Genomic DNA, 19285 nt, shown 5'->3' with positions numbered 1-19285 from the left:
TGAGACCAGCAATGAAGCTGACGGGAGTGGCGGTCGTCGCCGTCACCGCGCTAGCGCTCTCCGCCTGCAGCGGGCCGTCCGGCACCCCGGCCACCACGGCCGCCGCCGGCAGCGTGAACCTGCGCATGACCACGTGGACGGCGGACCCCACCCAGCTCGCCCTGTTCACGTCGATCGCGGACGACTACAAGAAGTCGCACCCCGAGATCGGCAAGATCACCTTCGACTCCCTTCCCGCCGCCGACTACACGACCACGATCACCACCCAGATCGCCGGCGGCCAGCAGCCCGACCTGGCCTGGGTGATGGAGGGCGACGCGCCCGACTTCGTCAGCTCGGGCGCCCTCGCCCCGCTGACCGACACGCTGAAGAAGGCGAAGGGGTACGACTACTCCGACATCGGCGCGGACGCGACGAAGCTGTGGACGAACGACGGCCGGCTCTACGCGTACCCGTTCTCCACCTCCCCGTTCGTCGTGTTCGCCAACGACGACCTGCTCACGGCCGCCGACCAGCCCACCTCCGCCCAGCTCAAGGAGCAGGGCAAGTGGACCTGGAAGGATCTCGCGGCCGTCGGCTCTGCGGTCAACGCCGCGACCGGCAAGCAGGGCGTCGTCATCCGCGACTTCGACTACCAGACCTGGTCGAACCTCTCGACGGTCTGGGACTCGTTCGGGGCGGAGCCGTGGTCGGAGGACGGCAAGACCTGCACCTTCACCTCCGACGAGATGAAGGCCGCGTTCGAGTACCTGCACGACGCCACCTTCCAGCAGAAGGCGTTCCCCGGTCCCGGCACCAAGGCCGACTTCTTCGCGGGCGACAGCGCCTTCACCGTGACGCAGATCTCGCGCGCCACCCTGCTGACCGGCGGGTTCACATGGGATGTCCAGCCCCTCCCCGAGGGCGACGACGGCCAGCAGAACGTGATCGGCCAGGCCGGCATCGGCGTGCTCGCCAAGAGCAAGCACGCTCAGGAGGCCGCGGACTTCCTCGCGTTCTTCACGAACCCGGCCAACGCGAAGAAGCTCGCCCAGTTCTTCCCGCCGCCCCGCACGTCGCTGCTGACGGTCGACACCCTGTCGGCCACCAACAAGACGCTCAGCAAGGAGCAGATCGAGAAGGTCGTGCTCCCGTCCTTCACGGACGCCGTGACCAAGCCCAGCCACGCGAACTCGGCTGAGATCGCCGCCAAGGTGAAGACGGCCCTCGACCCGATGTGGCAGGCCGACGCCGACATCCCGTCGGTGCTCAAGGGCGTCTGCTCCGCGATCAAGCCGCTGCTGGGGTCATGAGCTCGGCGACCGACACGACCGACACCTCCCCGGCCCGGGTGCACGCCCGGGCCGGGGGGCAGGCCCGGGCCTCCGGGCGCCGATTCCTCACCATGCAGCGGCGCGACGCGCTGACCGGTTACCTCTTCGTGGCGCCGCAGCTGCTCGGCATCCTCGCGTTCGTGATCATCCCGCTCGGGCTGGTCGTGTACTACAGCTTCCACGAGTGGAACGTGCTCTCGGGCTCGATCCAGTTCGTCGGCGCGGCCAACTACGAGCAGCTGCTCAGCGACCCGCAGCTCGGCGAGGTGCTCGGCGTCACCACCGTCTTCTCCGTCGGGCTGGTGTTCCTCAACATCCCGCTCGCCCTGCTGCTGGCGGTGCTGCTCAACCGCCAGGGCCGCGGGATCGCCTTCTTCCGCACGGCGTTCTTCTCGCCGGTCGTGGTCTCGATCGTCGCCTGGACGATCGTCTGGGGCTTCCTGCTGCAGGACAACGGAGGCATCAACGGGTTCCTCCGCATCTTCCACATCCAGGGCCCCAACTGGCTGCAGAGCGGCCCGACCGCGCTGGCCGCCGTGATCGTCGTGCAGGTGTTCAAGAACGTGGGCCTCAACATGGTCCTTTTCCTGTCGGCCCTGCAAGGCGTGCCCGCCGAGCTGTACGAGGCCGGCCGGGTCGACGGCGCCACCGGCGCGACGCTGTTCCGCCGCATCACCCTGCCGCTCATCTCGCCGACGATCCTGCTCACGGTCATCATCACGATCGTCGGCGCCCTGCAGGTCTTCGCCCAGATCGCCGTGCTCACTGCCGGCGGGCCGGGGCTGTCGACCACCGTGCTGGTCTACTACCTGTTCCAGCAGGCCTTCGACTTCCATCACTTCGGCTACGGGTCGACGCTGGCCATCCTGCTGTTCGTGATCGTGCTCGTCCTGACCGTCGTCCAATGGCAGCTCCGCAAGAGGTGGGTGTTCTATGAGAACTGAGGCCGTGACTCCCCCGCGGCGCACGGGCCGCACCTGGCGGCGAGCGCTGCTCTACATCGTCCTGTTCGTGATGGCGATCCCGTTCCTGTTCCCGACCTGGTGGATGATCACCTCGTCGTTCAAGACCGTGAACGAGATCTTCGCCTTCCCGCCGTCGCTGATCCCGATGGACCCGACGATGGAGGCGTACGTCAAGGCGTTCACGTTCCAGCCGTTCGCCCGCCAGTACTTCAACAGCGCCTACATCGCCATCGTGGTCACGGTCGTGACCATGCTCATCTCGTCGATGGCCGGGTACGCCTTCGCGCGCATCCGGTTCAGGGGGCAGAACTTCCTGTTCCTCGTCGTGCTGCTGGGCCTGCTCATCCCGAGCGAGGTCACCATCGTCCCGCTGTTCCAGATGTTCAACTCGCTGGGGCTCGTGAACACGCACTGGCCGCTGATCCTGGTGACGTCGTTCGGAGCGCCGAGCGTGCTGGCGACCTTCATCATGCGCCAGTTCTTCATCTCGCTGCCTGGCGAGCTGGAGGAGGCGGCCCGGCTCGACGGTCTGGGCCGGCCCGCGATCTGGTGGCGCATCGCGCTCCCGCTCGCCCGCCCGGCGCTGGCCGCGGTCGCGATCTTCACGTTCCTCAACGTGTGGAACCTGTACCTCGAGCCGACGGTCTACCTGACCTCTCCCGAGCTGTTCACCCTCCCGCAGGCGCTGACCCGTTTCGTGGACGCCTACAGCGGCCCGATGTGGAACGTCCAGCTGGCCGCGGCCACGATGACGGCCGTCCCGGTGCTGATCGTGTTCGTCGTCGCGCAGCGCCAGTTCGTGCAGGGGCTGGCGCAGACGGGCCTGAAGGGCTGAGGCCGTGTTCACCGATCTCGACGAGGCCGGGCTGCGCGCCTACCGCAGCGCACAGACCCGGCCCGCCGACTTCGACGCGTTCTGGGCGGCCACGCTCGCCGAGACCCGGGAGGCCGCGCAGCCTCCGCGGGTGGAGCAGGTCGACTGCGGACTGACCACGGTCGAGGTCTACGACGTCACCTTCTCCGGCTTCGCCGGCCAGCCCGTGCGGGCGTGGCTCCGCCTCCCCGCCGGCAGCCGCGGGCCGCTCCCGGCCGTCGTGCAGTTCGTCGGTTACGGCGGTGGACGGGGGCGGGCGGTCGAGAACCTGTTCTGGGCGTCGGCGGGGTTCGCGCACCTCCAGATGGACACACGCGGGCAGGGCTCGATGTGGAGCAGCGGCGACACCCCCGACGACGCCGGGTCCGGCCCCGCCGTTCCCGGATTCCTCACCCGGGGTGTCGGGTCGCGCGACACCTATTACTACCGGCGGCTCATCGTCGATGCCGTGCGCGCCGTCGACACCGCGCGTGAGCTCTCTGCCATCGACCGGGACCGGGTCGCGGTGCTCGGCTTCAGCCAGGGCGGCGGCCTCGCCCTCGCCGCGGCCGCCCTGCAGCCCTCGCTGCGGCACGCCTTCGCGTTCGTCCCCTTCCTCTGCGACCTCCCCCGCGCGATCACCATCACCGACCGCGAGCCCTACCGCGAGCTGGGGCGCTACCTCGCGGTCCACCGCGACCGCGCCGACCAGGTGCTGCGCACCCTGTCGTACGTCGACGGCGTGAACTTCGCCGCGCACGCGAGCGTCCCCATCCATTTCTCGGCCGCCATGATGGACCCGACGTGCCCGCCCTCGACGGTGTTCGCCGCCCACGCGGCCTACGGGGGCGAGAAGACCCTGAAGCTGTGGACCTACAACGGCCACGAGGGCGGCGGCATCGACGACGAGCTGCACGCGCTCGGGGTGCTGCGATCACTGCAGTAAACGACTCAGGCGCCCGATCTCTCGGGCGCCTGATGTGTTCGCAAGGGTTGTGATCAACCCGTTCGTGCGCGAGGGGGGACTTGAACCCCCACGCCCTTGCGGGCACTGGCACCTGAAGCCAGCGCGTCTGCCAATTCCGCCACTCGCGCGAACCACCAGAGACTAACACGGGGCCGCTCCCGATCACCAATCCGGGTCCCGGCAGGCCGGCGTCAGCGGATGCCCTCGCGTCGCAGCACGCCGGCGAGCCGCCCGGCGGCGTCGAGCACCGCGGCGCGCACCCGCTCGAGCTCCTGGGTAGTGGCGGCGGCCAGCGGGATCGAGCAGCTGATGGCGTCCGTCGCGGGGATGCGGTACGGGACCGCGGCGCTCACGCAGGCGGTGCCGATCGTGTTCTGCTCGAACTCCACCGCGGCTCCCGTTGCGCGGCACTCCTCCAGCTCGCGCGCGAGCTCGGTCACCGTTCCGACCGTGCGCACGGTGAGGGGGCGGAGGGGCTCCTGGGGGTACAGGGTGCGCAGTTCGTCGGCGCTCAGCTCGGCCAGCAGCGCCTTGCCGAGGGCCGTCGCGTGGGCGGGCAGGCGCCGGCCGATCCGTGAGATGGCGCGGTGCGCGTCGACGGCCTCCCGGGTCGCGAGGTAGACGACGTCGGGGCCGACCAGCCGCGCGTAGTGCGTCGTGTAACCGGTCTCGCCGCGGAGGACGTCGAGCGTGCTGCGTGCATGGCCGACGGCGGCGTCGCGGTCGAGGTAGCCGGTCCCGGCGACCAGCGCCCTGGCGCCCACGCCGACGCGTCCGCCGTCGTCGGCGGCGATCCAGCCGCGCGCGAGCATCGTCTGCAGGAGACCGTGGAGGCTCGACCGCGGGTATCCGGTGCGCCGGTGGAGCTCCGCGACGCTCAGTGGCTCGCCCGCGTCGGCGAGGACTTCGAGCAGTTCGAGGGCGCGGGCGGCGGACTTCACCGTGGTGCGTGCGCCGTCGTCGTGCACCGTCATGGCATCGGCTCGCCGAGCGGGTGGGACGGGGCGGCGAAGGCGGCGCCGAGCGGGCCGTCCGACTCGGGCGGCGGCGGCGTCGCGCCGTCGCGCTCCTCCGTCCGGCGAACCGCGTCATCCTGCGGGTGGTATCCGATCGCCTCGCCAGGACCCAGCGGGAACCAGCCCGGCGCGTTCCGCGACACGCCCCACACGATGTGGTGCCGGCCGGTGTCGAGAGCGATCGCCGCCTCGACCAGGCGGGCGGCGTCGGCCGGCGACAGCCACTGCGCGATGGCCCGGCCGTCGCCGACGTCCTCGCCGAAGGTGCAGATGCGGGCGGAGACGACGCTCATCCCGAACCGGTCGGCATAGACGCTGCCGAGCGCCTCCATCGCCGCCTTGCTCACGCCGTAGTAGGTGTCCGGCCGCGGGACGAGCACATCGACGGCGCCCGCCTCGCGCGGAGTGGCGAATCCGACGGCATGGATGGAGCTGGCGAGCAGCACCCGGCGGACCCCGGAGGCCCGCGCGGCCTCCAGCACCGCCTGGGTGCCGTCGATGTTCACCGAGAGGATGTCAGCCCACGGCTGCTCGGAGGGGTGCCCGGCGAGGTGCACGACGGCGTCGGCGCCGGCGAACGCCGTCGCGAGCGCCGCGCGGTCGGTGATGGAGACGGCCAGCCATTCACCGGCTCCCCCGGCCCCCGCGTCGGGGACGGCGACGTCGAGCAGACGCAGCCGCCGACCCTCGCGGGCGAGCAGCGGGGTGATGGCTCTGCCGATCCTGCCGGCTGCTCCGGTGATGACGACCACCTGCTCGCGGTCCTCTGCCTGCCTTGACATCACGCCCGGCCTCCTTTAGCTTCGGTGGGCTTTCACGCTAGTGGATGGTGTTCACATATGTGAACCCCGCCGCCGCCGTTCACCGCCGACCGCCGAGGAGCCCTCCGCATGAGCCGCATCCGCTCCGTCGACATCACGCCGATCGCCTTCTCGGACCCCCCGCTGCTCAACAGCTGGGGCGTGCACGAGCCCCTCGCGCTCCGCACCATCGTGCAGCTCGAGCTCGACGACGGCACGACCGGCCTCGGCGAGACGAGCGGCGAGCTGCCCCTGCTGGAGGCTCTGCGCGCCGCCGCGCCCGCCCTCATCGGCGTGCGGGTGGACGACCCGGCGGCCCTGGCCGACGCGATCGCCGGATCGGGCGCCCTGAACCGTTTGGACGACCCGGTCGCCGCGGGCAAGATCCTCTCGCCCTTCGAGGTCGCGGCGCTGGACGCCCTCGGGAAGCTCGACGGCGCCTCCGTCGCAGAGCTGCTCGGCGGCCGCGTGCGCGACCGCGTCGACTTCTCGGGATACCTCTTCTACAAGTGGGCCGGACACCCGGGCGCCGAGCCCGACCGCTGGGGGGAGGCGCTCACTCCCGAGGGGATGGTCGAGCTGGCCGAGACCCTGATCGCCGAACACGGCTTCCGCTCCCTCAAGCTCAAGGCCGGGGTGTTCCGGCCCGAGGTCGAGATCGAGACGATGCGCGCCCTGCACGCCGCCTTCCCCGACGTCTCGCTCCGGATGGACCCGAACGGCGCGTGGACGACCGCCACGGCCGTCATGGTCGCCGACGCGCTCAACAGTACGCTCGACTACCTCGAGGACCCGGTGCTGGGCATCCCCGCCATGTCCGCGGTACGACAGGCCACGAGCCTCCCGCTCGCCACCAACATGGTGGCCGTCTCGTTCCCGACCCTCGAGGCGTCGGCGGAGGCGGGAGCCGTCGACATCGTGCTGGGCGACCACCACTACTGGGGTGGCCTGCGAGCCACGCGCGAGCTGGGCCGGCGCTGCGGCGAGCTCGGTCTGGGCGTCGCCATGCACTCCAACTCGCACCTCGGCATCTCGCTCGCGGCGATGACGCAGGTGGCGGCGGCGATGCCCGAGCTCTCGGTCTCGTGCGACACGCACTACCCCTGGAACGCGGCGGACGACCTGGTGGAGGGCCCCGCCCGCTTCGAGCACGGGTCGCTCGCCGTGTCCCGGGAGCCCGGGCTGGGCGTCGAGCTTCGTCCCGACGTGCTCGAACGCCTGCACCGCCGCTACGTCGAGTCCGGGCGGACCGTGCGCGACGACACCGCGTACGCCCGGACGATCGACCCGGCCTACGATCCGTCGCTCCCGCGGTTCTGATGCGCGCCGTCTTCCGGCTCTTCCCCTGGGATGTCGAGGGCCATCCCGACGCGGTCGCCCGGCTCGTGGACGCCGGGGTCGAGCACGTGTCCCTCGCGGCCTCGTATCACGCGGCCCGCGTCGCCACGCCGAGGCACCCGGCGCACCGCGTCGTCGACCTGCCGACGTCGGCGGTGCACTCCTCTGCCTCCTTCAGTCCCTCGGGAGGCGCCCCGCTCCCCCGCGGGATCGGCACCTACGAGCGCGCTCGCGACGCACTGGAGACGGGCGGGATCACCGTCGACACCTGGATCGTCCTGAACCATCTCGATGGCGCGGCCCCGGCCGTTCCCCGCGTCCGCTCCGCATTCGGCGACCGGCTGGCGCACGCCCCCTGCCTGGCGCAGCCGGCGACGCTGGCCTTCGATCGCGACCTCCTCTCCGGCCTGCTCCCGCTGGCGCAGGGTGGGCAGGTGCTGATCGAGGCGCTCGGCTGGCAGGGCCTCGGCCACGGGTCGCAGCACGACAAGGTGGTCGGAGCAGACTTCGACGAGCTCACCGCGGAGGCTCTCGGGTACTGCGTCTGCGACCGCTGCTGCGCGGCGGCCGATGCCGGGCCGGCGGAGGTGCGGGCGCTCCGGGAGCTGATCGACGGCGACCGATCCCGCACGGCGTACGCCGCCGTCGAGCGGATGCGTTCCGGGCGGGAGCGCTCCCTGGCCGTCGTCCGCGAGCAGGCTCTCGGCCTCGCCGCCGAGCAGGGAGTCGCGGAGGTGCTGCTCTCCGACGCCGACGCGGGCGACTCCGCCGACCCGGTCCTCGTTGACTGCTGGGGCGCCCCCGAACGCGCCATCAGCGCCCTGCGCCGGGTCGCCGCGGCGCGGCCGGGCGCACGCCTCGTCGCTCACGTCGACATCCTCCAGACCGAGCCTGCGCAGCTTGCCGACACCTGGGCGGCGTTGGCCGACGCCGGAGCCACCGGTCTGCACATCTATCACGCCGGTCTCGCATCGGCCCGACGCCTGGCCGCGGCGAGCGCCGCCGTGCCGAGATCAGGAGGCTGACATGCTCATCGACCAGCTCGACCCGCCCGTCGTGGTGGTGCTGCGCCATCGCACCTCCGCGCGCTTCCTCGCGGTGACCGAAGCCCTGGTGGCCGGAGGGGTGCGGGCGGTGGAGTTCACCCTCACAAGCGCCGGGGCGGCGGAGGCCCTCGTGGCGACCCGCGAGGCGCTCGGCCCCGAGGCGACCCTGGGCCTCGGCACCGTCCGGACGCGCGCGCACCTGGAGACCGCCGCGGCGATCGGCGCGGACTTCGCCGTCAGCCAGTACTGCCACCCCGACCTGATGGCCGCGAGCGGCGAGCTGGGGGTCGACTACATCCCGGGCGCGCTGACCCCCACCGAGATCGTGGCGGCCAGCGAGGCCGGGGCCCGCACCGTGAAGGTCTCGCCCATCGGCCCCCTCGGCGGGCTCGCGTACCTGCGCGAGCTGGTCGGCCCCCTCCCGGAGCTCCGGCTCTTCCCGACCGGCGGGGTCCGGCCGGAGGAGGCGGGAGGCTATCTGCGCGCCGGAGCAGCGGTGGTGGGCCTCAGCGCCCTCCTGCTGCAGGACGCGCTCGACGACGACGGCGACCTGGCCGCCCTGACCGCTCGCACCCGAACAGCACTCGCCACCATCGAAGGGGAACACTCGTGAACATCACCGTCATCGGACTCGGCATCATGGGCGCGCCGATCGCCCGCAACCTGCTCGCCGCCGGGCACGACGTGATCGGCCTGAACCGCTCCCCCGGCGCCGTCGAGCGCTTCGTGGCGGCGGGCGGTCGCACGGCCGCATCCGTCGCCGAGGCGGTGGCCGGGTCCGACGTGCTCATCACGATGCTGCCCGACTCGCCCGATGTCGCCTCCGTCGTCCTGGAGGGAGCGCTCGACCGGCTGCCGCAGGGCGCCCTCTACATCGACCTCAGCACGATCGCGCCCGCCATGTCGCGGCGGCTGGCCGACGCCGGCGCCGAGCGGGGCATCGCCGTGGTCGACGCCCCGGTGAGCGGGGGCGAGCAGGCCGCGATCGACGGCACCCTCTCCATCATGGTCGGCGGGGAGGAGTCGGCGTTCGAGCGGGCCCGCCCGGTGCTCGAGGCCATCGGGACCACCATCGTCCACGTCGGCGGCCCCGGCGCGGGGCAGACGGTCAAGGCCGCGAACCAGCTGATCGTGGCGGGCACGATCGAGCTCGTCGCCGAAGCGCTGGTCTTCCTCGACGCCCACGCCGTCGACCTCGAGAGCGCGGTGCGTGTGCTCGCCGGCGGCCTGGCGGGCAACCGGATCCTGGACCGGAAGGCCGCCGGCATGATCGCCGGCGACTTCGAGCCCGGCTTCCGCATCGACCTGCACCACAAGGACCTCGGCATCTTCGGCCAGGCCGCGCGGGACTCGGGAGTCGTGACCCCGCTCGGCGCCGTGGTCGCGCAGCTCATGGCCTCCGCGAAGGCGAACGGAGACGGCGGGCTCGACCACACGGCGCTCCTGCGGGGCGTCCGGCGGCTGAGCGGCGTCACGGGAGGCTGACGAGCGTCCCTCGGCGTCAGGCCAGCGACGTCTGCCGCACGATCAGCTCGGGTGCGAAGCCGCCCAGCAGCTGGTCCTCGGTGTCGAGGCCGAGCAGCAGGCGCACGGCGCTCGCCCCGAGTGCCGCGGAGGGGTGGCGGATGGTCGAGAGCGGGACGATCGCGAAGTCGGCGAACTCGATGTCGTCGTAGCCGACCAGCGACATGTCGTCCGGGACGCGCACGCCCCCCGCGATGAGCCCGTGCAGCAGCCCGAGCGCCAGGAGGTCGTTCCCCGCGAAGATGCCGTCGGGCGATGCGGTCGCGGGCCGCCGCAGCAGCTCGGCCGCCACCTCCTCACCGACGTGGGCGTTCTGTGCGGGCACCCGGACGACCTCCAGGCTCGCCTCCGGTCCTGCCTCGGCGACGGCGGCACGCGCCCCGGCGAGGCGGGCGTCGACGTGCGGATGCGGGCCGCCGACGAAGAGCAGACGCCGCCGTCCCTGCGCGAGCAGGTGCTCCGCCGCCAGGCGTCCACCCAGGACGTTGTCGCCCGAGATCGCGGGATAGTCGTGCGGGTCCGGCGCGTGGCCGACGAGGACGAAGGGGATGCCGCGGTCCCTCAGCTCCTGCAGCTCGGCCGGGACCTCCCCCACCGGTGCGGCGATGATCCCGCTCACCTGCTGCGCCTCGAAGAAGCCGATGTAGTCGCGTTCGCGGTCGGCATCGTCGCCGCTGTTGACCATGAGGATGTGTCGGCCGTGCGCCGCGGCCTCGCGCTCCGCTCCGGCGGCCAGCTCGGCGTAGACCGGGTTCGCCGTGTTCGAGACGAGGAGCCCGAAGGCGCTGCTGCGACCGGCGCGCAGGCGGCGGGCAGCGTCGTTCCCGACATAACCGAGGTCGGCGGCGGCAGCGAGCACGCGCTCCCGCAGCTGGTCGCTGACCCGGGCGGGCTGGGTGAACGTGTACGACGCGGTCGCCCGCGAGACCCCCGCCCGCTCGGCGACGTCTTTGATGGACGCGACTCGTCCGGCGCGCGAGCGCGGCGTCGGCGCCTCCGTCGACATGTGGTGGTCCTCTCGTCGGTGGCCGGCGCAGCGCCCGGACCCTCTTGTCCGTTCGGTGCTAGTACAGTAACGTACCTCAGACGTGAATCGATTCACAGCCGCGCCGCGGAGAAACGGACAATGGTGACCTCCCCACACTTCAGCGCCCTCTGGGCGATCAACGCCCCCCTGGACCGCGAGGAGCTGCGCCGGCAGCTCGCCGGGTTCGCCGCCGACGGGCTCGACGGGGTGGTGTTCCATCCCCGTTTCTACCCCGACGAGCCGGCGTATCTGGGCGACGAGTACCTCGCCATCGTCGCCGAGGCCATCGAGGAGGCCGCGGCTCTCGGGCTCGACTTCTGGATCTACGACGAGAACGGCTGGCCGAGCGGCACGGTCGGCGGACGGATGCTGACCGAGCATCCCGAGCTCCGCCAGCGCTGGCTCGAGCTCCGCCCGGCGGGAACGCTTCCCGACGGAGCCGCGCCGATCCTCGACGTCGACCGCGACGGCACCCCCTTCCAGCTGGTCGAACGCCTCGGAGAGGGAGTGGACTATCTCTCCCCCGAGATCGCCGAGCGATTCCTCCAGCTCTGCTACGCGCGCTATGCGGACGGCCTGCCGCGAGACGCCTTCCGGCACGTCGCCGGGTTCTTCTCCGACGAGCCGGAGTTCGGCCTCGGCCACTCGCACCACGAGCTGCCCCCGGACGGCGCGGTGCCCTGGACTCCCGATCTGCCCGCCGCGTACGCCGCCCGGCACGGCGACGACCTGATCCCGCTGCTTCCGGCACTGTTCGGCCCGCACCCCCGGGCGGCGGAGGTGCGCGAGCGATTCTGGGAGCTGGTCACCGACCTCTTCGCCGACCGCTACCTCGCCCGCATCGACGAGTGGTGCCGCAGCCGCGGCGTTCGCTTCACGGCCCACGTCAAGGGAGAGGAGCATCCGCTGTTCCAGGTCCCGACCGTCGGCTCGCTGGGGACCGTCGCACGCCACATGGACCTGCCCGGCCTGGACGCGCTCGGGCGCGACCCCGGGAACGACTTCTACCCCCGGCTGCTCTCGTCGGCGGCGCGCCAGTTCGGCGACGGCCGCTGCATGGCCGAGGCCTTCGGCGGCGCCGGCTGGGGCGCAGGTCCCGCCGATCTGGAGCGCGTGCTGCTGTGGCTCGGCGGCCACGGGGTGACCGACGTGATGCTGCACATCGCGCAGTATCGGCTCGACAGCGTCGCGATCGAGGACTGGCCGCCCTCCCAGCCGACGCACCTCAGCTGGCGCCCGGCCTACGCCGACCTCATCGGCCGCGTCCGCGAGCAGCTCACCGTGCGGCCGCGACCCGAGGCGGACACGCTCGTCGTCGTTCCGCAGCGGGGGATCATGCGCGCCTTCGAGGCCGGGGAGTTCGTCCGGATGAACGTGCACGACGCCCACGACTTCGCCGACACCCCGGCCGGCCGCATCAACGCCGCCTTCCTCGCGCTCGTCGAGCGGCTGCATGCCGCGGGGGTCGCCTACGACTTCGCCGACGAGCGCACCGCCGAGTCCGAAGGACGGGTCGTCGGCGGTGAGCTCCGGCTGGGATCCGCCCGCTACCGCCGGGTCGTCGTGGCGAGCGGCGCAGCACTCACAGAGGACTTCCTGGAGCGGACGAGCGCGCTGCTCGCCGATCCACCGGCTCCAGCCTCCGCCCATCCCGCCGCAGCAGCACCGCTGACCCCCGACAACCCCCGGCCGGACCCGGGCCGCCCGGCGGGAGCCGCGCCCCTCCACTGGCGCCTCGCGCGCCCGCCGCTCAACGACCTCGTGCTCGAGGCGGAGCGTGAACCGGACGGCTGGCACTCGGCGACCATTCTCAACCGTGGGTTCACCGGAGGCGCGACCCTCGACTTCGCCGACGACCTCCATGAGCTGACGTGGGACGGCGCGACCCTCCCGATCGACAGCGGCTCGCCAGGCGCGCGCGTGGCGGTCGAGCTCTCGTCGTCACTCCACCGGGTGCGCTTCCGCCTCACGGCCCCCCTGCCGCCGGAGGTGCGCCCGCGGCTCTGGCTGCGCGGCCGGTTCCTCGTGACGGCGGAGGGGCGGTGGCATCATCGCGGAGACGTGTCGGTGGTCGCGGGCGGATTCGCTCTGGCCGCCTCCCCTCCGGATGACGCTCCGCTCAACGGCGCCGTCGAGCCGACCGTGGACGGCTTCCCCTTCCTGTTCGAGCCCCTCCTGCTCACCACGACTCTCGACCTCCCGGTCGGAGCGCGGTCCCTGCGGCTGACGGGAGGCCGGGCCGACGCCGCCCTCGTGACCGTGGGGGATGCGGCGCCCCGGTGGTGCTGGGGAGCAGACTGGACGGTGCCCGTCGCCGCGCCCGGCCTCACGACCATCACGCTGGCGCTCCACCCGAGCTCGCAGAACCGCTACGGGCCGCACCACCACTACCTGGGCGATCCCCGGGTGGTGAGCCCCGCGCAGGCTCACGGTGAGCGGAATTACGCGGATCGCGATGACGCACCGGAGTGCACCGCCGTCGACGAGTGGATGCTCCGCCGCCTCGTGGCGCCCTCCGCCGCCGTCATCGTGGGCGAGCCGTCCCTGGCATCGTTGACAAGCGCAGATGGTGACCGTATTCTTACCGACAGCCTGTGAATCGATTCACAGATCACGAAGGAGTGACCGACCCGTGACCGTATCCGCCACCCGCCCCGACGACGCTCTGGCGTCCGGGCCCGCTCCGGCGCCCGAGCCCGCCGGCCGCCCGCGGAACGCTCCGCGGCGACGCCGGCTGCGCGGCATCAGCGCCCCCTGGTATTTCGTCATCCCCGCCGTCGCCGTGTACCTCTTCATCGTCATCGTGCCCAGCACCCGCGGAGCCGTGTTCTCGCTGACCGACTGGAACGGGCTCTCGCCCGACTGGTCGTGGGTCGGCCTCGACAACTTCTTCGACGTGTTCGGCGACCGGGCCGCGCGGGCCGCGCTGCTCAACACGGTCGTGCTCGCGGCCGTCACGATGGTGCTGCAGAACGTCATCGGCCTCGGCCTCGCCCTCGCCGTAAACTCGATGATCAAGTCGCGCTACGTGCTCCGGGTCGTCTTCTTCGCCCCCGTGGTGCTCACCCCGCTGGTCTCCGGCTACGTCTGGAGCTACCTGCTCTCGCCCAACGGAGCGGTGAACGACTTCCTCCGCGGCGCGGGCCTGGGCTCGCTCGCGCAGGACTGGCTCGGCGACCCCCGCTACGCCCTCTACTCGGTCGCCGTGGCGATCATCTGGCAGTTCGCCGGCTACTCGATGGTGATCTTCCTCGCGGGCCTGCAGGCCATCCCCGAAGAGCTCACCGAGGCCGCGCTGATCGACGGGGCCGGGCCGTGGCGCATGTTCCGCAGCATCACCCTGCCCCTGCTGAACGGCGCCATCGTCATCAACGTGATGCTCTCGCTGATCGGAGGGCTCAAGCAGTTCGACCAGGTCGTCGCCATGACCGGCGGCGGCCCCGGCACGGCGAGCGAGACCATCTCGACCCTCATCTACAAGAACGCGTTCCTCTTCGGGGAGTACCCGTTCTCGGTCGCCCTCGCCGTCATCATGACGGTGCTCATCGCGGTGCTCGCCGGCGTGCAGTACCGCCTCACCCTGAGGAAGACGCGCTGATGCACCGTCGCTACACCGGCCGCACCCTCCTGCTCGAGGTCATCATCATCGCCGTGGCCATCGTCTGGGCGATCCCGCTCCTCGCGCTGGTCAACGTCTCGCTGAAGCCGATCAACACGCAGACCGGCGCGCTGGAGTTCATCTTCCCGCCGACCTTCGACAACTATGTCGCGGCGTGGAGCCGGGCCAGCCTCGGCGCCGCGATGCTCAACAGCGCCATCGTCACCGTGGTCAGCGTCGTCCTCATCGTCATCGTCGCGGCTCTCGCCGCCTACCCGCTGGCCAGGGTCACCCGGCGGTGGTCGAGGTTCACCTTCTACTTCTTCCTGGCCGGCCTGCTCCTGCCGACCCAGCTCGCGCTGCTCCCCCTCTACAGCACCATGCGCGACCTCGGCCTGCTGGGCTCGCTGGGCGCGATCATCCTGATCAACGTCGGCACGGGGATGCCGTTCTCGATCTTCCTGTACACGACGTTCCTGCGTGAGCTGCCGACCGACTACGAGGAGGCCGCGATGCTCGACGGCGCAGGTCCCCTCCGCGGGTTCACGCGGGTCGTGTTCCCGCTCCTGCGTCCCGTCACGGGCACCGTGGTGATCCTCAACGTCGTCGGCATCTGGAACGAGTTCTTCATCCCGCTGCTGTACCTCGCGGGGAGCGGCAACACGACCGCCCCCGTCGCGATCTACAGCTTCGTGAGCCAGTACGTGACGGTCTGGCCGCTCGTCTTCGCCGGACTCGTGATCAGCGTCATCCCGATCCTGATCGTCTACTTCTCGCTGCAGAAATACGTCATCCGCGGCTTCGCCGGAGGGCTCAAGGGATGAGCCTTCCGCACCCGCATACCGCTGTCCCGCCCCACCAACGCAATCGCACCAACCGACCGGGCTCCGGCCCGAAACCAGGAGGAATGATGAGGTTCACTTCACGTCGCGGACGCGTCGTGGCGCTCGGCACCGCTGCCGTCGCCATCGCCGCTCTCGCGGGTTGCTCGACCAACACCGGCGGCGCCTCCGGCGCAGACGGAGGCACGGTCCTCACGCTGACCGCCGCGGGCGAAGCCCCGGCGCAGGCCGTGATCGACGCCTTCGAGAAGGCCAACCCCGGGGTCACCGTCAAGGCGACCTTCGTCAACGACGACGAGTCGTACCAGCAGACCCTGCGCACGCAGCTCGCGTCCGGAACGGCGGCCGACGTCTTCCGGGTCTGGCCGGGCAACGGCAACGCGGCCTCGATCGTCCCGCTCGGCGACGACGGCCTGCTCATGCCGCTGGGCGACCAGGCATGGGCCGACTCGCTCAGCGACGCCACCCGCGTGGTGGCCGAGGACTCCAAGGGCGAGCTCGTGGGCGTCCCGGTGACCGTCGTCGCCATCGGCGCCATCTGGAACGACCAGGCCCTCGCGGCCTCCGGCCTGAAGGCGCCCACCACCTGGAGCGGCGTCCTCGACTACTGCACCGACGCCAAGGCGCTCGGCAAGGTGCCCTTCGCCCTGGGCCTCAAGAGCGCCTGGGTGACGCAGCTGGTGCCGTACGCGCTGACCGCGAGCCTCGTCTACGGGAAGGACCCCGACTTCACCCAGAAGCAGAAGGACGGGAAGGCGACGTTCTCGGACTCCGCGTGGAAGGACGCCGAGCAGAAGTATCTGCAGCTCCGCGACGCCGGGTGCTTCAACGACAACCCCAACGGCGTCGGCTACGACGAGCAGATGACCATGCTCGGCCGCGGTGAGGCCCTCGGCGCGATCCACCTCACCTCCGCCTCCGCGAACGCCGTGCAGTACGCGCCGTCGGGAACGACCTTCTCGATGACGCCGTTCCCGGCCACCGACGAGCCGAAGGACCAGTACCTGCCGGTCTCGGTCGGCATCGTCTACGCCGCCAACAAGAAGGCCAAGAACCCCGAGCTGGCGAAGAAGTTCCTCGACTTCCTGGCCTCGGGCGAAGGCCAGTCCGTCTACGCGAAGGCCGCGGGCGCCGCCCCCGCGACACCGACCGACGACTTCGACGCGGATGCGGTGCTCGCCCCGATCACGACGTTCCAGAAGGCCGGCACCGACCGGCCCTTCCCCGACGTCGCCTGGCCCAACCCCAAGGTTCAGCAGGAGCACCTGACGGGCATCCAGGAGCTCTTCGCCGGCACGGTCGACGTCGACGGACTGCTCTCCCGGATGGACGCGGCCTTCAAGGACTGACGTCCACGGGCGGCCCGGCGCTCTGCCGGGCCGCCCCCTCCGGCCCTCATGGGCCACCATTCGCAACGAAGCGATCGCGCGCGACGCCGCGCGCAAGGAAGGTGCAATGATGCATCACCGGATCCTCCGCGCCGTCAGCGTCATCACGGCCGGTCTCGTCCTCGCCGTCGGAGCCGCGGTCGCCGCGCCCGCCGTCCCCGCGCACGCCGCAGCCGCCCCGATCGACGTCTATCCGCTCGCCGGCGTCTACCCGCCCTCCTCCGACTACACCCTCACCGTCAACGGCCAGTCGGTCCCCGTGCAGGAGTACGGCGACTACGACATCGCGCAGCTCGCGATGGGAGTCGGCACCGCGACCGTCGTGGTCACGAAGACCAACGGCACCGCCATCGGCTCCTACGGCATCAGCCCGCTGAAGCTCGGCCTGGTCGGCACGACCAGCGGCCCCTCCCTCACCTTCACCGTCCCCAACGACGAGTACCTCATCGTGCGGGTGGACGGCCGCGCCAAGCTCGTCATCGCGATCGACCCGCTCGAGACGAACCGGCCGCCCTCGTCCGGCACCGGCGTCTTCAACGTGCAGAGCGCTCCCTACGGCGCGACACCGGGCCCGGCCTACTCCACGACCGCCTTCCAGACGGCGCTGAACGACGCCGCGGCCTGGGGCTCGGCCTCGGGAGGCCAGGGCACGGTGTACGTGCCGGCCGGCGTCTACACCCTCGGCACCCTCTACCTGCGGAGCAACCTGGCCCTCTATCTGGCGCCGGGAGCGGTCCTCCGCTACACCGGGGAACGCGAAGAGAACGACGTCCACTGGCACAAGGCCTCGCAGAACCGCGACGTCTCGTGGTTCATCTCGACCAGGTACTCCTCGTCCAACATCTCGATCTCCGGCCGCGGGATCATCGACGGCAACGGACGCGCATCGCTCCAGCCCGACAACATCGGCGTCAACCTGCTGGTGCCCATCTACACCGACGACTTCTCGGTCGACGGCATCACCTTCCGGGAGTCGAGCAGCTGGGCGATCATGCCGACCCGCTCGACCGACCTGCAGTTCCGCAACCTGAAGATCTTCAACCGCTTCGACATGGGTGAGAACGACGGCATCGACGTGATGGAGTCCACGGGCGTCTACGTCAAGCACGCGATCGGCATCGGCCTCGACGACCCCTTCAGCACCAAGACCTGGGCGAACCACATCGATCTGTTCCAGAACGTCCCCGGCGACCCGCGGCCGCTCGGGACCGTCACCTTCGAGGATCTCGTCAGCTGGACGTACTGCTACGGCGTGAAGGTCGGCCAGGGCGTCCTGCAGCCGCAGAGCGACGTCACCTTCAAGCAGGTGGTCGTCTACGCGGCGTCCATCGGCATCGGCATCCACCACAAGTACGGCGCGGCCGCCGCGACGCGGGTGCGCTTCCAGGACTTCGACATCGAGAGCATCCCGACCAGCAACGACGGCAACCGCACCTGGCTGGCGCTCTGGACGGGCTCCGGCACGGAGGGCATCGGCCCCGTCACGGGCGTCACCGTGCAGGATGTCCGGGTGCGGGATGCCGGCACGACGCCCGGCCGCATCACCGGGGTCCCCGGTGCGCCGATCACCGGCGTCGACTTCCTCCGCGTGCGCATGCCGGGGGCGTCGGCCAACGCCCAGACGCTCGCCCAGCTGAACGTGACGAACGTCAGCGACGCCTCGGGGATCACGGTCACGCCGTGATCCCGCCCGGCGGCCATTCACCGGACAATCAGTGGCCTCGCACCCGTTCCGACTAACATGCAGGTAGTCGACGAGCCGGAAGCGGGAGACTGTGGGCATTCTGGACAACTTCGAGCGGGGGCTCGAGCGCGCCGTCAATGGCGCGTTCGCGAAGACCTTCCGCTCCGGGCTGCAGCCGGTCGAGCTCACCAGCGCGCTGCGCAAGGAGCTCGACACCAAGGCCGCCGTCGTGGCGCGCGACCGGGTGCTCGCGCCCAACCGCTTCGTGCTGCGGATGTCGCCCGCCGACTACAAGCGGATGCGCGCCATGGGCGCCGCTCTCACCGACGAGCTCGTGAGCTTCGTCCAGAAGCACGCCACCAGCCAGCACTACGCGTTCGCGGGCGGCATCTCCATCGATCTGCAGGAGGACCCCGACATCACGGTCGGCATGCTCCAGGTCGACTCCGAGAACGTGAAGGGCGACGTCGCCTGGACGCCGGTGCTCGACATCGACGGCCGCCACTACCCGCTCACCAAGGCCCGCACGGTCGTCGGCCGCGGCAGCGACGCCGACATCACCGTGGATGACACCGGCACCTCCCGCCGGCACGTCATGATCACGTGGGACGGCCGCAACGCCCAGGTCGAGGACCTCGGCTCCACCAACGGCTCGAAGCTCAACGGCGAGCCGGTCAAGAAGGCGATCCTCGAGCCCGACTCCGTCGTCACGATCGGCCGGACCCGCATCGTGTTCCGCGTGCTGCCGCAGGCGGCCCCGGCCGGTGGGCGCGCGGGAGGCGACGACGCCACCCGCAGGCACGACATGGGCAATTTCTGGGGAGCGTCGTGAACCCCAGCGAGCTCACCCTCCTCGTCCTCAGGTTCGGCTTCCTGCTGCTCCTGTGGCTGTTCGTCTTCGGCATCTGTCTCTTATACACATCT

Annotated in this window: 17 protein-coding genes and 1 tRNA gene; 14 read left to right on the top strand and 4 right to left on the bottom strand. The window is 71.2% G+C overall.

Annotation, left to right across the window (positions count from 1 at the left end):
- Positions 1-11: 11 nt before the first annotated feature.
- From ACR9ZG_RS08165 to ACR9ZG_RS08150, 4 genes are read left to right on the top strand one after another with little or no spacing between them, the layout of a single operon-like run.
- Positions 12-1292: an ABC transporter substrate-binding protein gene (locus ACR9ZG_RS08165; RefSeq protein WP_481284326.1), complete on the top strand. Its 1281-nt coding sequence runs from the start codon at positions 12-14 to the stop codon at positions 1290-1292.
- On the top strand, positions 1289-2257 hold the full coding sequence (locus ACR9ZG_RS08160; protein ID WP_481284325.1) for a carbohydrate ABC transporter permease: 969 nt from the start codon (positions 1289-1291) through the stop codon (positions 2255-2257). Before ACR9ZG_RS08165 ends, ACR9ZG_RS08160 begins: the two co-directional genes overlap by 4 nt.
- Complete coding sequence (locus ACR9ZG_RS08155) at positions 2247-3113, top strand: carbohydrate ABC transporter permease (RefSeq protein WP_481284324.1); 867 nt, start codon at positions 2247-2249, stop codon at positions 3111-3113. Before ACR9ZG_RS08160 ends, ACR9ZG_RS08155 begins: the two co-directional genes overlap by 11 nt.
- A gap of 4 nt (positions 3114-3117) precedes the next feature.
- On the top strand, positions 3118-4077 hold the full coding sequence (locus tag ACR9ZG_RS08150) for an acetylxylan esterase (RefSeq protein ID WP_481284323.1): 960 nt from the start codon (positions 3118-3120) through the stop codon (positions 4075-4077).
- 65 nt (positions 4078-4142) lie between these two features.
- On the opposite strand, the gene ACR9ZG_RS08145 is transcribed toward ACR9ZG_RS08150, so the two are convergent.
- The 3 genes from ACR9ZG_RS08145 to ACR9ZG_RS08135 form a co-directional block, all read right to left on the bottom strand.
- Positions 4143-4226, bottom strand: a tRNA-Leu gene (locus ACR9ZG_RS08145).
- Positions 4227-4289: 63 nt separating this feature from the next.
- Positions 4290-5072, bottom strand: coding sequence for an IclR family transcriptional regulator (locus ACR9ZG_RS08140; protein WP_481284322.1), 783 nt, complete (start codon positions 5070-5072; stop codon positions 4290-4292).
- Entirely contained in the window at positions 5069-5896 is an 828-nt protein-coding gene (locus ACR9ZG_RS08135) for an NAD-dependent epimerase/dehydratase family protein (protein WP_481284321.1), read from the bottom strand. Before ACR9ZG_RS08135 ends, ACR9ZG_RS08140 begins: the two co-directional genes overlap by 4 nt.
- A 108-nt stretch (positions 5897-6004) precedes the next feature.
- Here ACR9ZG_RS08135 and ACR9ZG_RS08130 point away from each other — a divergent pair, with 108 nt between their 5' ends.
- The 4 genes from ACR9ZG_RS08130 to ACR9ZG_RS08115 are packed head-to-tail and all read left to right on the top strand — an operon-like array spanning position 6005 to position 9783.
- The gene (locus ACR9ZG_RS08130) at positions 6005-7234 is read left to right on the top strand and encodes an enolase C-terminal domain-like protein (RefSeq protein ID WP_481284320.1); all 1230 of its coding nucleotides are present in this window, start codon (positions 6005-6007) and stop codon (positions 7232-7234) included.
- Positions 7234-8277: a hypothetical protein gene (locus tag ACR9ZG_RS08125; protein WP_481284319.1), complete on the top strand. Its 1044-nt coding sequence runs from the start codon at positions 7234-7236 to the stop codon at positions 8275-8277. The genes ACR9ZG_RS08130 and ACR9ZG_RS08125 overlap by 1 nt, the downstream gene beginning before the upstream one ends.
- 1 nt (position 8278) lies before the next feature.
- Positions 8279-8911, top strand: a complete 633-nt coding sequence (locus ACR9ZG_RS08120; protein ID WP_481284318.1) for a bifunctional 4-hydroxy-2-oxoglutarate aldolase/2-dehydro-3-deoxy-phosphogluconate aldolase — start codon at positions 8279-8281, stop codon at positions 8909-8911.
- On the top strand, positions 8908-9783 hold the full coding sequence (locus tag ACR9ZG_RS08115; protein ID WP_481284317.1) for an NAD(P)-dependent oxidoreductase: 876 nt from the start codon (positions 8908-8910) through the stop codon (positions 9781-9783). Before ACR9ZG_RS08120 ends, ACR9ZG_RS08115 begins: the two co-directional genes overlap by 4 nt.
- 16 nt (positions 9784-9799) lie before the next feature.
- Here the strand turns inward: ACR9ZG_RS08115 and ACR9ZG_RS08110 are convergent, their stop codons facing one another.
- Positions 9800-10828, bottom strand: a complete 1029-nt coding sequence (locus tag ACR9ZG_RS08110) for a LacI family DNA-binding transcriptional regulator (RefSeq protein WP_481284316.1) — start codon at positions 10826-10828, stop codon at positions 9800-9802.
- A 120-nt stretch (positions 10829-10948) separates the two neighbouring features.
- Between ACR9ZG_RS08110 and ACR9ZG_RS08105 the strand changes: the two genes are divergently transcribed.
- From ACR9ZG_RS08105 to ACR9ZG_RS08080, 6 genes are all read left to right on the top strand, one after another.
- The gene (locus tag ACR9ZG_RS08105; protein ID WP_481284315.1) at positions 10949-13447 is read left to right on the top strand and encodes a hypothetical protein; all 2499 of its coding nucleotides are present in this window, start codon (positions 10949-10951) and stop codon (positions 13445-13447) included.
- A 34-nt stretch (positions 13448-13481) separates the two neighbouring features.
- Positions 13482-14447, top strand: coding sequence for a carbohydrate ABC transporter permease (locus tag ACR9ZG_RS08100; RefSeq protein WP_481284314.1), 966 nt, complete (start codon positions 13482-13484; stop codon positions 14445-14447).
- Entirely contained in the window at positions 14447-15271 is an 825-nt protein-coding gene (locus tag ACR9ZG_RS08095) for a carbohydrate ABC transporter permease (RefSeq protein ID WP_481284313.1), read from the top strand. Before ACR9ZG_RS08100 ends, ACR9ZG_RS08095 begins: the two co-directional genes overlap by 1 nt.
- Positions 15272-15357: 86 nt before the next feature.
- Positions 15358-16638, top strand: a complete 1281-nt coding sequence (locus tag ACR9ZG_RS08090; RefSeq protein WP_481284312.1) for an ABC transporter substrate-binding protein — start codon at positions 15358-15360, stop codon at positions 16636-16638.
- Between the two features lie 106 nt (positions 16639-16744).
- A complete protein-coding gene (locus tag ACR9ZG_RS08085) occupies positions 16745-18361 on the top strand; it encodes a glycosyl hydrolase family 28 protein (protein WP_481284311.1) in 1617 nt (538 codons plus the stop codon).
- A 91-nt stretch (positions 18362-18452) separates the two neighbouring features.
- Positions 18453-19193 carry an FhaA domain-containing protein gene (locus ACR9ZG_RS08080; RefSeq protein ID WP_481284310.1) on the top strand — a complete coding sequence of 247 codons (741 nt, stop codon included), beginning with the start codon at positions 18453-18455 and terminating at the stop codon, positions 19191-19193.
- Positions 19194-19285: the final 92 nt, after the last annotated feature.

This window comes from Leifsonia sp. KNZ12-8B, assembly GCF_056755495.1.
This window is presented reverse-complemented; position numbering and strand designations above follow the sequence as displayed.

Coding starts and splice junctions, on each gene's coding strand:
- ACR9ZG_RS08085 (WP_481284311.1), top strand. CDS start 16,745: ATGATGCATCACCGGATCCTCCGCGCCGTCAGCGTCATCACGGCCGGT.
- ACR9ZG_RS08095 (WP_481284313.1), top strand. CDS start 14,447: ATGCACCGTCGCTACACCGGCCGCACCCTCCTGCTCGAGGTCATCATC.
- ACR9ZG_RS08165 (WP_481284326.1), top strand. CDS start 12: ATGAAGCTGACGGGAGTGGCGGTCGTCGCCGTCACCGCGCTAGCGCTC.
- ACR9ZG_RS08130 (WP_481284320.1), top strand. CDS start 6,005: ATGAGCCGCATCCGCTCCGTCGACATCACGCCGATCGCCTTCTCGGAC.
- ACR9ZG_RS08120 (WP_481284318.1), top strand. CDS start 8,279: ATGCTCATCGACCAGCTCGACCCGCCCGTCGTGGTGGTGCTGCGCCAT.
- ACR9ZG_RS08110 (WP_481284316.1), bottom strand. CDS start 10,828: ATGTCGACGGAGGCGCCGACGCCGCGCTCGCGCGCCGGACGAGTCGCG.
- ACR9ZG_RS08135 (WP_481284321.1), bottom strand. CDS start 5,896: ATGTCAAGGCAGGCAGAGGACCGCGAGCAGGTGGTCGTCATCACCGGA.
- ACR9ZG_RS08105 (WP_481284315.1), top strand. CDS start 10,949: ATGGTGACCTCCCCACACTTCAGCGCCCTCTGGGCGATCAACGCCCCC.
- ACR9ZG_RS08140 (WP_481284322.1), bottom strand. CDS start 5,072: ATGACGGTGCACGACGACGGCGCACGCACCACGGTGAAGTCCGCCGCC.
- ACR9ZG_RS08090 (WP_481284312.1), top strand. CDS start 15,358: ATGAGGTTCACTTCACGTCGCGGACGCGTCGTGGCGCTCGGCACCGCT.
- ACR9ZG_RS08125 (WP_481284319.1), top strand. CDS start 7,234: ATGCGCGCCGTCTTCCGGCTCTTCCCCTGGGATGTCGAGGGCCATCCC.
- ACR9ZG_RS08160 (WP_481284325.1), top strand. CDS start 1,289: ATGAGCTCGGCGACCGACACGACCGACACCTCCCCGGCCCGGGTGCAC.
- ACR9ZG_RS08155 (WP_481284324.1), top strand. CDS start 2,247: ATGAGAACTGAGGCCGTGACTCCCCCGCGGCGCACGGGCCGCACCTGG.